The sequence below is a fragment of the Desulfovibrio sp. 86 genome (genome assembly GCF_902702915.1).
Taxonomy (GTDB): Bacteria; Desulfobacterota; Desulfovibrionia; order Desulfovibrionales; family Desulfovibrionaceae; genus Desulfovibrio.
The window spans coordinates 544,929-558,297 of the sequence record NZ_LR738849.1 but is presented as its reverse complement, the minus strand read 5'-3'; the positions used below and the strand labels follow the sequence as shown (position 1 = coordinate 558,297).

8 protein-coding genes are annotated in these 13,369 nt (G+C 58.0%); 4 read left to right on the top strand and 4 right to left on the bottom strand.

From position 1 onward, the window contains the following. Positions 1–4: 4 nt before the first annotated feature. On the bottom strand, positions 5–2,092 hold the full coding sequence (kdpB, locus tag DESU86_RS02335; RefSeq protein WP_179979574.1) for a potassium-transporting ATPase subunit KdpB: 2,088 nt from the start codon (positions 2,090–2,092) through the stop codon (positions 5–7). 29 nt (positions 2,093–2,121) lie between these two features. After that, positions 2,122–3,873, bottom strand: a complete 1,752-nt coding sequence (kdpA, locus tag DESU86_RS02330) for a potassium-transporting ATPase subunit KdpA (RefSeq protein ID WP_179979573.1) — start codon at positions 3,871–3,873, stop codon at positions 2,122–2,124. An 819-nt stretch (positions 3,874–4,692) separates the two neighbouring features. Between kdpA and dsrO the strand changes: the two genes are divergently transcribed. The 3 genes from dsrO to DESU86_RS02315 are packed head-to-tail and all read left to right on the top strand — an operon-like array spanning position 4,693 to position 9,535. Further along, positions 4,693–5,406: a sulfate reduction electron transfer complex DsrMKJOP subunit DsrO gene (gene dsrO / locus DESU86_RS02325; protein WP_179979572.1), complete on the top strand. Its 714-nt coding sequence runs from the start codon at positions 4,693–4,695 to the stop codon at positions 5,404–5,406. Position 5,407: 1 nt separating this feature from the next. Continuing rightward, a complete protein-coding gene (locus DESU86_RS02320; RefSeq protein ID WP_179979571.1) occupies positions 5,408–6,400 on the top strand; it encodes a polysulfide reductase NrfD in 993 nt (330 codons plus the stop codon). 12 nt (positions 6,401–6,412) lie between these two features. Next, positions 6,413–9,535: a molybdopterin dinucleotide binding domain-containing protein gene (locus DESU86_RS02315; RefSeq protein WP_179979570.1), complete on the top strand. Its 3,123-nt coding sequence runs from the start codon at positions 6,413–6,415 to the stop codon at positions 9,533–9,535. A 459-nt stretch (positions 9,536–9,994) separates the two neighbouring features. Here DESU86_RS02315 and DESU86_RS02310 read toward each other — a convergent pair whose 3' ends face one another. Continuing rightward, positions 9,995–10,891, bottom strand: a complete 897-nt coding sequence (locus DESU86_RS02310; protein WP_232088231.1) for an aldehyde dehydrogenase family protein — start codon at positions 10,889–10,891, stop codon at positions 9,995–9,997. A gap of 15 nt (positions 10,892–10,906) precedes the next feature. After that, the gene (locus DESU86_RS02305; RefSeq protein ID WP_179981687.1) at positions 10,907–12,664 is read right to left on the bottom strand and encodes a sigma 54-interacting transcriptional regulator; all 1,758 of its coding nucleotides are present in this window, start codon (positions 12,662–12,664) and stop codon (positions 10,907–10,909) included. Between the two features lie 191 nt (positions 12,665–12,855). Between DESU86_RS02305 and DESU86_RS02295 the strand changes: the two genes are divergently transcribed. Continuing rightward, a complete protein-coding gene (locus tag DESU86_RS02295) occupies positions 12,856–13,344 on the top strand; it encodes a glycine/sarcosine/betaine reductase complex selenoprotein A (protein WP_269474303.1) in 489 nt (162 codons plus the stop codon). Positions 13,345–13,369 lie beyond the last annotated feature (25 nt).

Below are 13,369 nucleotides of genomic sequence, written 5' to 3'. Positions count from 1 at the left end.
CTCCTCAAGCCAGCCCAAGGCCGACCAGGCACAAATCAATAAGCTTGATGGCCACAAAGGGTGCGGCCAATCCCCCCAACCCGTAAATAAAAAGGTTACGGCGCAGCAGGTGCTCGGAACACTCCTCACGGTACTTCACGCCCCGCAGGGCCAAGGGGATAAGCGCCACAATGATAAGCGCATTGTAAATGGTGGCAGCAAGAATGGCGCTGTGCGGACTGTGCAGACCCATGATGTTGAGCGCGCCCAGGCCGGGGTATAATCCCATAAACAGGGCAGGGATGATGGCAAAATATTTGGCCGCGTCGTTGGCCAGGGAAAAGGTTGTGAGGCTGCCGCGCGTCATGAGCAGCTGCTTGCCGATGCGCACGATGTCCAGCAGCTTTGTGGGCGACGAATCAAGGTCCACCATATTGCCCGCTTCCTTGGCCGCCTGGGTTCCCGTATTCATGGCAACAGCCACATCCGCCTGCGCCAGAGCCGGGGCGTCGTTGGTCCCGTCGCCGGTCATGGCCACCAGATGGCCTTTTGCCTGAAACTCACGGATGAGCGCCAGTTTGGCTTCCGGGGTGGCTTCGGCCAAAAAGTCGTCCACACCGGCCTCTGCGGCAATGGCAGCCGCTGTAAGCGGATTGTCGCCGGTAATCATGACCGTTTTTATGCCCATGCGGCGCAGTTCGCCAAATTTTTCCCGGACGCCGTCCTTGATGACGTCTTTGAGATGGACAACGCCAAGCACCGCAGCGTCACGGGCCACCACCAGCGGCGTTCCGCCCTGACGGGCAATGGCGCTGACTTCTTCCGCGCAGCGCTCGCTGATGTAGCCGCCCATGCCCTCAACAAAGCGTCCAACAGCATCGGCCGCTCCTTTGCGGATGGAAGAATTCTGCACGTCAACGCCGCTCATGCGGGTTTGGGCTGTAAAAGGCACAAAAATCATCTGGCCGTCATTGTGCTCTGTGGTGCGCCGGGGCGACATGGTTTCGGCAAGCTGCACAATGCTGCGCCCTTCGGGGGTTTCGTCCGCCAACGAGGCAAGCTGCGCCGCGTGGGCTAGTTCCTGTTCGCTGTGCCCATCCACGGGTTTGAAAGCCACGGCCTGCCGGTTGCCAAGAGTGATGGTGCCCGTTTTGTCCAGCAGAAGCACATCCACATCGCCCGCCGCTTCAATGGCGCGTCCGCTCATGGCGAGAACATTTGCCCGGTTCAGACGACTCATGCCCGCAATCCCTATGGACGAAAGCAGCGCGCCGATAGTGGTCGGGGCCAGACACACATACAGCGCCACCAGCGAAGTAAGGTCAGCAGGGTTGGCGGCGTGCCCCTGTTCCGCAGCAAAGCGCGCGAAGCACCACAGAGAACCCGTAACCAGCAGAAAAATAATGGTGAGCGCCACCAGCAGAATGTTCAGGGCTATTTCGTTGGGGGTTTTTTGCCGGGCGGCCCCTTCAACCATGGCGATCATCCTGTCCAGAAAGCTGCGGCCCACCTCGCTGGTAACGCGGATCACAAGCCAGTCGGAAAGAACCGTGGTGCCGCCGGTAACGGCGCTGCGGTCCCCGCCGCTTTCACGGATGACAGGGGCGGATTCCCCCGTGATGGCGCTTTCGTCCACCGAAGCCGCGCCTTCCGTAACATCGCCGTCAGCGGGGATCTGCTCTCCGGCGTACACCAGCACATAGTCGCCGGGCTTCAGGTCGGTGGATGGCGTCATGACGTGCGAATCGCGCGTGGCGGGATTCGGCAACCGACGGGCGGTGACGTTTTTACGCGCTTTGCGCAAGCTGTCTGCCTGCGCCTTGCCCCGCCCTTCGGCTATGGCCTCGGCAAAGTTGGCGAACAGTACCGTGAACCACAAGATGACGGCCACAGCGCCAGCAAATCCGGCTTGCACGGTGCGGGCCGAAATTGCGCCCGGACCGCCCAGAACGGCAAGAACGGCCAGAAGCGTGGTCATGATGGCGGAAAGGTACACGGTAAACATGACAAAGTTCCGGGCCTGGGAGCGCGGGGCCAGCTTGGCGAACGAGCTTGCCAACGCCGCTTGCAGCATGCGGCTGCCATTCGTGGTTTGTTCTGATTTTGTGGACATACCAGTATCCTTGATGCGCGATATTCAGGCTACCGCGCCATTTGTAAATGTTCGGCCACAGGCCCGAGAGCCAGCGCGGGAAAAAAGCTCAGTGCGCCCACAAGCAGCACCACAAAAACCAGCAGGAAAACAAATATGCCGTTGCTGGTCGAAAGCGTGCCAGCGCTGGCGGCCATCTTTTTTTTGCGTGCCAGGCTTTCCGCGACCGCGAGAATAGCGGCAATGGGCACAAACCGGCTGGCCAGCATGAGCGCGCTGAGCAGAACATTGAGGAACGGCGTGTTGGCGTTCAATCCGGCAAACGCCGAGCCGTTGTTGGCTCCGGCGGATGTGGCTGCGTAGAGGATTTCGCTGAATCCGTGCGGCAGAGGGTTGTTGAGGCTTTCCACAACCTGCGGCGCAAGGCACATGACGCCGCTGCCGATCAGGATGATCACAGGAGTCGCCAGGCAAACCACTGCAGCCATCTTCATTTCAAAAGGTTCAACTTTCTTGCCCAGGTATTCCGGGGTACGGCCCACCATAAGTCCGGCCAGGAACACGGTCAGCAATACAAAGGCCAACATGCCGTACAGTCCGCTGCCCACGCCGCCGTACACCACTTCTCCCAGTTGCATGAGCACCATGGGCACAAGACCGCCCATGGGCGTGAAGCTGTCGTGCATGGCATTGACCGCGCCGTTGGACGCGGCTGTGGTGGCGGCCGCCCATACGGCGCTGTTAACTATGCCGAAACGCGCTTCCTTGCCTTCCATATTGCCGCCGGGCTGGGCAATGGAGCCGCCTTGCGGGGACAGATTTATCAGTCCGCCTTGGACAAGCTGCGGCGTCGCTTCCTGCTCGGCCCACACCGTGAAACCTTCAGCCATTGCCAGCAGCAGAAACATGGCGGCAAACACGGCGAAGCCCTGGCGCATGTCGCCTACTTTCTGGCCAAAGGTGAAGCACAACCCGGCGGGAATGAGCAAAAGACTCAACATTTCCAGCATATTCGACAGGGGAGTGGGGTTTTCGTGCGGGTGGGCAGAGTTGACGCCGTTGTAACCGCCGCCATTGGTGCCCAGCTGTTTGGGCGCTACCTGCGAAGCCTGCGGCCCCATGGGAACCATTTGCCCGGTAACGGCTGTTCCGTCTTCTGTGGAAAGCGGCTCCAGCAGGGCAACAGTTTTGTAGTCTGAGAAATTCTGCGGCACGCCCTGCCACACAAGCAGAAGCGACAGCACAAGAGAAAACGGCAAAAGGATATACAGCGTGCCCCTGGTGGCATCAGCCCAAAAGTTCCCCAATGCCGCAGTGCCCGAAGATCGCAAGCCCCGTATTAACGCAAACAGGACGGCAATGCCCACAGCGGCAGAAGCGAAGTTCTGCACTGTAAGCCCTGCCATCTGCGCCAGATAGCTCATGGAACTCTCGCCGGAGTATGCCTGCCAGTTAGTGTTGGTGACAAAGCTCACGGCGGTATTCAGGGCAAGATCCCAGCTTGTGTCGGGTATGCCTTGCGGATTCAGGGGCAGCGTGTGCTGCACCATAAGGAGAAGAACAAGAATCACGGTGCTGACAGCGCTAAAGGCCAGCACGCAGCCCAGATACCGCTTCCAGCCCAGCTGTTCTGTGGGGTTCACCCCCAGAATCCGGTACAACGCGCGTTCACAGGGCACAAGGACGGCAAGGATGCCAAGCGGTTCCCCGTCCATGACCTTGCCCATGTATATTCCCAGGGGCCATGCAAGCACGGCCAATAATAAAAGGTACAATGCGCATTGAAGAATGACATTTTCCATAAAATCCTCCTGCGGTAGTGAACCGTTCCCGCAGAAGCACGGTATGAAAAACAGCATGAAATTGGTGTTAAATTTGGGCAGATGGTATTAAATCTGTCTTAAATTGCAGGCGGTCCCCGCACCACCAATGGAGAGCTTAGATTTCGGCGGATACCAGCCTGACCCAAGCGGAGGCTCTGGAACGGTACCTTGAACCAGCGCTGATTGTGCTCTTCCAAAAAGCTGCCTACCCGTCCTCAAAACGGTAAAGCCCGGATTGTCCCGCAACAACAAGTCGAATGAAGGAAAGGGGATGCAGTGATAAAAATGTCAACCTGTGGGGTTGCAGGCGGGGGAAAATGGTGTGGTGGCTGCAACGTGAATCTGCGGCCAGAGTGGTGGCCAGAGCGGCGTTCAGAGCGGCGGCCAGAGTGGAGACTGGATGTGGCGGGAGCCTCGTCCCATCACAAAAAAATCCGTCAAAAAGAATAAGGCATGCCACTGCTCGCGAGCAACGTCACAAGAAAAATATTGTTGTCGGCATCATGGTCCCATCGTCAGTTGTACTTCGCACTGTTTATATCCACCTGGGAATACAGATAAAATATTTATGAAGCCATCGTAAGCGCATAGGCAGGTCTGTATTTTATGACCACCTGAGTGAGGGTGACGCCGTGGTGACGCCTGCAGCCTCATGATTGTGCACAAAATACCAATGTTGACACGGCAACCCCCTCTCCATACAAGACTAGGCTATACTCTTATGCGTCAGGCTGGGTTCGCGTATATCATAGCGACTTGCCTGACAAAGCATATCTTGTGTTAAAAACTGGAGGCTTGATGCAACGTCGAACATTTCTTTCTCTCTGCTGCGTCAGCGCGGCCTCGCTGCTTCCGGGCCGCGCGTTAGCTGAGGCAGGTGAGAGTAAATCCCGATACGCCATGCTGATTGATTTGAGGCGCTGTGTGGGCTGTCAGTCCTGCACGGTTTCGTGCGGGGCGGAAAACGCCGTGCCGCTGGGGAACTTTCGCACCACAGTGAGCGAATACGCCATGGGCGGCGCGCCCTCTGAGCACAAAGAGCCCTCGGTGGCGGTCATTCCCCGCCTGTGCAACCATTGCGAAAATCCCCCGTGCGTGCCCGTGTGTCCTGTGGGGGCCACGTTCAAGCGGGCAGACGGCCTTGTCTTGATCGACGCCACAACCTGTATCGGCTGCGGGTTCTGCGTGCAGGCCTGCCCGTACGACGCCCGCTTCCTGAACCGGGAAACCCACACCGCAGACAAGTGCACCTTTTGCGCGCACCGGACTGCCGCCGGGCTTCTGCCCGCCTGTGTGGAAAACTGTGTTGGCGGCGCGCGAATTTTTGGCGATCTGCGCGATCCCAAAAGTTCTGCCAGCAAAATGCTGGCAGCCTACAAGGGCAAGGTTGTCGTTTTGTATCCCGAAAAATCTACCGATCCTCATGTGTTTTATCTCGGGTTGGACAGGTTCTTTACCCGCTCGGACTCCATTCCGCAGCCAATGCCTATCACACCGCTGGAGAGGACGTAGCATGCACGACATTCTTGACCTTGTGCCCTTTGTCAACAGGCCGGAGTGGGGCGCGTGGGAACCGCTGGCCCTGATCATGATCCTTGCGGGCGGCGTAAGCGCTTTTGGCGCGGGGCTGGCCGCCCTGCGTGGCGCAAAGCCCTTTATGGTGCATGTGCTGGCGCTGGCAAGCTGCATTGCTCTGGCCTGCGGGATTATGGGCGTATTTGTGCCGCTTGAGCAGCCCTTCCGCGTGTGGGAGTTTGCCGCACATCCTTCATTCAGTTCCTGGACAGCCTGGGGAGCCTATATTCTTCCCCTGTGCCTTGTGTGCGTTCTGGCGGTGCTCTGGCAGAGCGGCAAGGAACAGACCGTCAATCGCGCCGTGGCCCTGGCTGCGGCAGCCCTGGGCATTTTGGCCCTGGCCTATGCCACGGGCGAAGTTCGGGCCTGCGTTGGCCGGGTTCTCTGGGCCGGGTACTGGTCGTCGGTGGAGTTGATTGCCGCCGGGATTACGGCTGCCAGCGGACTGGTTTTGCTGATCTGGCTGCGCCTGCGTCTTGACGATTTCGATCGCGCGGGCAGTCATGCTGCGCCATTACTGAAGCTTGGCGGCCTGTGCCTGGTGTTGCAAATGCTGTGCGCTGTGCTGACCCTGCTGGTGCGCGCTCCGCAAGGGTATGCCGCCTTTGTGGGCGTGTGGTGGCACGCGCCGGAGATTCTGTCGGCCCTGCTGGCCCTCTGCACTCTGCTGCTGGGCAGCGGCACTCTGGCCCGCCTTGCGGCCAGAGGTTCGTTTGCGCTGCTTTCCGCCGTACTGCTGCTGTGGAAGATCATTCACATGGGCGAAATATTCGGGCGCAACGCTTCCCTGTATCCCGCGCGCGAAGCCTTTGCCGACCTCCTCACGCTGGACGCGCTGGCCGCTTTTGGCGGCACTGTTGGTCTGATGGTTGTTCTGGCGACGGTTCTGCCCTTCCTGCTGCCTTCCTCCTCCAAGGCCAAACAAATTTAGACGGATATACTGATGGATACCAAAAAACGTAAACTTTTGGGCGCAGGCGCGGTGATTCTTGGCGCGGGCGCGGTGGCCGCCGCCACTGCGGGCGCCGGCAAAAAAATTATTAATGGCATCGTGAACGGCACCGCCGGTGAGCCGGTGCGCGACCCCATCAACAAAAACGCCCTGCAGCCGGAATTTACGGTGGCCGAAGACGGCGCTGTGGCTCTGAGCAAGGGCAGTCGCGTGGCCTTTAACCATTGCTGGGGCTGCTGCACCATGTGCGGCGTGCGCCTGCACATTGACGAGGCGCAGGACAAGGTCGTTCGCGTGGCGGGCAATCCGTACAACCCCCTTTCCGCGTCACACGCCGTGCCCATGAGCATGCCTGTGCGCGAGGCGCTCGTCGGGCTTTCCGCCAGAGGGCCGGACGACGAAGAGTCCACGGGGCATGAACGCCGCTCGACCGTTTGCGGGCGCGGCGCTGCCATGATTGACGCCTCGGCAAGCCCTTTTCGCGTTACCCACTGCCTCAAGCGGGTGGGCAAGCGCGGTGAAGGCCGCTGGAAGACCATTCCCTTTGAGCAGCTTGTTGAAGAAGTGGTTGAGGGCGGCGACCTTTTTGGCGAAGGCCATGTGGACGGGCTGCGGGCCATCCGCGAAACCCCCGGCCCGGCCAGTCCCCAGAACCCGGAATTCGGGCCGCACTCCAACCGGCTGCTGCTGACCTATGCTCTGGACGATGGCCGCGAACGCTTTTTCTTTCAGCGTTTTGGCGTGCAGTCGTACGGTACGCGCAATTTCGGCAAGCACGGCGCGTATTGCGGGCTGTCGTTCCGCATGGGCTCCGGCCTTGTGCTGAATGACATGGCTACCAACACGCACGCAAAACCGGATTTTGAAAATTGCGAGTTTGCCCTGTTCTGGGGCACAGCGCCCGCGCAGGCGGGCAATCCCTTCAAGCATTCGGCCCGCATGGTGGCGGAGGCCCGCACCAACGGCAAGCTGCACTATGCCGTGGTGGACCCGGTACTGCGGCTTTCCACCACCGATGCCGTGCGCGACAAGGCCCGCTGGATTCCTGTACGGCCCGATATGGATGTGGCCCTGGCTCTGGGTATGATCCGCTGGATACTGGAAAACGAGCGTTACGACGCGCACTTTCTCTGCCGGCCCACGCTCAAGGCGGCCACGGATGCCGGAGAGGCCGCTTTTTCCAACGCCACGCACCTTGTGTGTCTTTCCGGCCCTGAACAGGGCAAGATACTGCGCATGCCGCCGCAGGCCGGGAGCAAGGGTCCGGACGGAAAACCCCTGCCCGGTGAAGCGCTTGTGCTTTCGCCCTCTGGCGCGTTGCTGCCTGCGGACAAATGCGCGGAAGCGGCGCTGTTTTTCAACGGTGAAGTGACGCTGCCGGACGGCGCGCGGGTTCAGGCCGCCACGACCCTGCAGTTGCTCAAGGAAGAAGCCCTGGCGCACACGCTGGAGGAATATGCGGCCCTGTGCGGCGTTGCCAGCGAGACCATGATTGATCTGGCGCGGGAGTTCACGGCCCACGGCAAAAAAGCGGCGGCGGACGCTCACGGCGGCATGATGACCGCCACTGGCATGAACGCCACCTTTGCCGTGCTGACCCTCAATACGCTTATTGGCAATCTCAACGCCAAGGGGGGCTTGTGCGTCGCGCCCGGCAATTTCCACAACCCGGCTTTTCCCGGTCCGCGCTACAATCTGGCGGATTTTCCCGGCAAAAAGGAACCCAAGGGCTTTCCGGCCAACCGCTGCAAGGCGGCGTACGAAAAATCCACTGCCTACAAGCAGAAGGTTGAGGCCGGGGAATCCCCGTATCCCGCCGCAATGCCGTGGTTTCCGCTCACTGCGCCCAATCTGCCCGCCGAGCATCTGCTGGGCCACGCCAACGGGTATCCCTTTACCTTCAAGTGCTGGATCAACTGGACAGGCAACGTGATTTACGGCCATGGCGGACTCAAGCGGGCGCTGGACGCCAAGCTGAAAGACCCCAAGGATCTGCCCCTCATTGTGGGCATCGACGCTTTTCATAACGAAACCAACGCCTATGCGGACTATCTTGTGCCAGACCCCTGTCTGTACGAGGTATGGGGCGGCTTTGCCGAAGCATGGAGCGGCGTGCTGACCCGCATGTCCACGGCGCGCTGGCCCGCCATTGAGCCGCGCCAGCAAAAGTCGGCCTCCGGGCAGCCCGTGTGCATGGAGCTTTTTTTGATCGAGGCCGCCAAGCGCATGAATTTGCCCGGCTTTGGCGACAAGGCCATTCCTGATGCCTCAGGCGAACTGCACCCGCTGCACACGCCTCAGGATTACTATCTGCGCCTTGCCGCGAACATGGCCTTTTTCAAAGGCAAAACCCTGCCTTCACCCACGGATCAGGACGTGAAGCTTTCGGGCATCGGCCGCATAATGGCCGACATTATCAAGGTGCTTGAGCCCGAAGAGCAGGGGCCTGTGGCTTATCTTTACAGCCGTGGCGGGCGCTACGAGCCTGCTGCCGACAGTTATGAGGGCGATACGACCAAGAGCCGCTGGACGCGGGCCATGTGCATTTATAATGAAGAAGCGGCCACGGCGGTGCATTCGCAGACTGGCAGGCACTACAGCGGCATTCCGCGACTGCGCGATGCGGAGTTCACGGACGGAACGCCCTTGCGCGCGCGCTGGACGGACAAGGAGTATCCCTTGCTCATGGTGTCCTTCAAGTCCAACCTCATTAACTCCTACGCCATCATTTCGCCGCGTCTGCGTTCCATCAAGCCGGTCAATATGGTGATGGTCAACAAGGACGACGCCCATGCGCTGGGTATTGCCCATGGCGACATGGTGCGCCTGGTCACGCCCGGCGGCGCGGAAACAGCGCAGGCCACCGTGTCGGACGGCATCATGCGCGGCGTTGTGGGGGTTGAGCATGGCTTTGGGCACAAGGCTCTTGGCGCTGGCGACATCGTGGTGGACGGCGAGCGCATTGTCGCGCTCAAAGGGGCTGCGGCGGGCATCAACCTCAATGATCTTGTGCCGGACGACCCCAGTCGCAAGGGCTTTTCTGCCTTGACGGAAAGCGACACAGGCAGTGCCGTGCGCCAGGGCATCCCCCTGCGTATTGAAAAACTGGCCTGATTGCCCTGCTCATAAAAGCGTAAAGCCCCAACGGCTGCCAAACCGGCGACCGTTGGGGCTTTTACTGTTCAGGGTAACGTTGAAATGGCGTGATGCCTTACATCTCTGGTTCTGCAACTCCCCGCGCTTCCGGTCAGAAAACTCTTTGTAGCACACTGTAACACCATAAGAGTTTTGATATGATTGAACCTGTCAAGTAAGCAACAGTCCATCCCTACTTTCAGTTTCAAATCGGATATTGCAGGAGGGAGAGCGCCGTACATCAAGCGGTGGTGTGCGGTGGGCTGCCACGCTGTGGCGGCCAGAGCAATCCCGCTATGGAATTGCTCTGGCCACTGCGCGGGTTGCGTTCGCGTGGAGGAGTGCGCGCGGTATGCCAGCACTGTGTATGCCGCAACGGGCGCGGCCCGATCATTGAGAATATGCATTCTCAATGATTATCACTCTAGCGAAATGGCTCTAATGGATAGAGAGCATGCCGTCCCATGTGTCCACGCTACCCTGGTGGTCAGGCAAAAACCAGGTGGACGTGACGTTTTTGGATTCGGTGTAGAACCGAACGCCGTCGGAACTCATCACGTGCAGATCGCCGATGAAGCTCCGCTTGTGCCCGGTAAAGCCAAAGCAGCAGACAGGCACGGGAATGCCGACGTTGATGCCAACCTGGCCGCCATCGGTGTCGCGTGCAAACTGGCGCGCATAATAGCCCGACGAGGTGCAGATCACAGACCTGTTGGCAAAGGGGTTGGCGTTCATGACGGCCAGGCCTTTTTCAAAGGTCTTGACGCGCTTGATGCACAGCACCGGGCCGAACACTTCGCGGTCGCCCACGGCCATACCGGGCTTTACGTGGTCAAGAATGGTCGGTCCGACAAAGAAACCGTTTTCGCAGCCGGGGGCCACCGAGGGGTTCCGGCCATCCAGCACCATAACCGCACCTTCCGCAAGGCCGGTTTCAATCCACTTGGGCACGCTTTCTTTCTGGCGGGCGTTGACCAGCGGTCCAAGCGTCGTGTCTGCCTTGTTCCATGCCGGCCCCATGCGGAGTTCGCCGGCTTTTTCCACCAGCTTCTGTACCAAGGCGTCGGCAATGCCCTCCTGGGCCACAATTACTGGCAAAGCCATGCAGCGCTCGCCGGCGCAACCGCAGAAGGCGTTGATAATTCCTGCCGCCGTGCGGTCAAGCACGGCATCATTAAGCACAAGGGCATGGTTTTTTGCTTCGCCCAGGCACTGGTGAACGTTCTGAGCGGCTGTCCCCCATGCCTCCCATGTCCGGCCACAGGAGCGGATTTGCGGCAACACGTAGTGGGGCAAGGCATGGCAGTAAGTGGACATGCCGGGAGTGTTTTTCACTACTGCCTTCGGATCTTATCCTGAAATGATTCTGTACAGTTTTGACCGCGATATTCCCAATGCGCCACAAGCCGCAAGTTTGTTTCCATTATATTGCTCAAGAGTGTTCATGACGACTTTACGGCTGTATTCCGAGATAATATTGCTGAATTTTTCAGAATAACTACGAATATCAGATGATGATTCTAAAAAATATTGGGGAAGGTGTTTGCATTCTATGGTTCCGCCATCTATGATGTTAAAAGCGTATTCAATGATGTTTCCAAGTTCTCGTACATTGCCCGGCCAGTCATAATTCATAAAGTGATAGTACACATCCTTGGAAACACCACTGACGTTTTTCTTAAATGTGTGTGAACATTCACGTAAAAAATGGATGATCAGTGACTTGATATCACTTTTCCGCTCTCTGAGCGGTGGAATGGTGATGGAGACCACATTGAGCCTGAACAGCAGGTCACTGCGAAATTGCCCCTCTTTCACCAGGTGCAGAAGATTGCGGTTCGTGGCGCAGACCACGCGCACATCCAGCCGTTTTAATGCCTGCCCGCCTATGCGCTGAACTTCGCGTTCCTGGATGATCCGCAGCAACTTGGCCTGGAGGGGGAGCGACATCTCGCCGATTTCATCTAGAAAGATAGTGCCGGTATGGGCCTGTTCGAATAGCCCGGGATTTCCGCTTTTTTTGGCCCCGGTGAACGCGCCTGAGTCATAGCCGAACACCTCGGCCTCCAGCAGGGATTCGGGCAAACTGGCGCAATTGAGCTTGATGAAGGGCCCATTGGCGCGGTCGCTGAGTTCGTGAAGAGAGCGGGCCAGCAACTCTTTTCCCGTGCCGCTTTCGCTCTGCAGCAGTACCGTGGACGATGACGAGGCCACTTTTTTGATGATTTCCTTGATTTGCAGCACCGCCTTGCTTTGCCCAACGAAGTCTCGTAACGCGGCCCTCCCGAGTTGTTTCCGGTTTGAAGGCTGGGGCCGCACAGTCTCGGACTTGCCCGTCCTTGGCAACCATGTTGCGGATCCGACGCTGGCGTCCTTTTTCATGCCGTGGTCTGTAACGTCGGCGTGTTGGGCGGATTCGGTCTCGCTTGAGAAGCGCAGCATAAAACCGTGAAGTTTGTTGTCAGACAAAAACAGCGCGCGTTTTTCGATTACAAGGCGCATGCCGTCAGCCGGTTTTGCCGTTCCTTCCTCATGCTCATCAAGGACCCAGACGGGTGCTTCCGTGGTGGGCAAGTGTCCGAACAGGTTTTCCAGTTTTTCCAGGTTGTCCAGATCGGCGCCGGCATTTCTGGCCGCGAGCAGTTCGCACATGGCTTTGTTCATGAACACTATGCGCTCAAAGACATCCGTGAGGACGATGCCGTCGGCCAGAAACTGCATGGCTATCTTGAAACGCAGCAACTGGGTCAATTGTAGGCTCAGATCCTGCGCCATCCGCTTGAGATCTGTGATTTCCGACAGAATGAGAATCAGATCGTCCCCGTTGAAAAATCCCCGCACCACATAGGCATGGTCTCCGACATTCAACTTCCTGAGTTGGATGGGAGTTGCGTCTTTTTTGAGAAAAATATCACCAAGGGAAAGCTCGTTGAAGAAAAAATCCGCCAGTTTGCGCACAGCCCCGCCCGCATGGGTCAGCACCGCTCGCCCGGCGGTATTGCCGGGGATGGCGGCCCCCTGACGGTCGAGCAGGAAGAGCGCGTCATCGAGGTTGTCCAGCAGTTGCGGGCTGGACAGCAGAGCTTTGGGATTGAGTGTATTATTCATGAGAAAAAGTGTCCTATTTTTGAAAAATTATAACATACTTATATTTAATATTATTTAAATATTCTTAAAAAATACTGTCTCAAATTTAATACAAATTGTAAAGAATGAATCATAATTGTCTGAAAAACATGAGAAATTGTTGTGGCATTCCTATTGCTATAAATATCACAAGTGCAACCGGAGGATGACATATGGAAACTACAGCCCGGAAAATCATCGTGATCGGAGCCATGGACGGCGTACCGTCCGAAGCCATTTCCGCTGCCCTGACAGAAAGCGGGCACACCGTGGTTTTTGCCATCAACCAGTTCTTTGTCTGAATGATGGCAGGAGCCATGGATCTGGAAGATCAATGGAAATTGGTGACGGTGGTTAAGCAATTCGGCAATGAAAATCTTCATGTGCTCCTCGGCTGCCCCGACGCCGAAAGCAGCCAAATTCAGGGGGATACCGTCTCCAGCGGGGATCCTTCGTTGTCCGGTCCGCTGACCGACAGCCAGTTTTATCTGCAGGTGCACCACGTATCCGAGCCGGAAGTCAGGGGGTTTTTCTCAAAAGAGGCTTTTGCCCGGCATATCGAACCTTTTCTCTCCCTTGTGGATGCAGAGGCAATCCGACAGCGTATGCATGAATTGAGGGGGCAGATGGTGCAGTCCAAGCCCAGGCCTATGCATGGCTGAGTATCGGCGGCGTTACCATAGACCT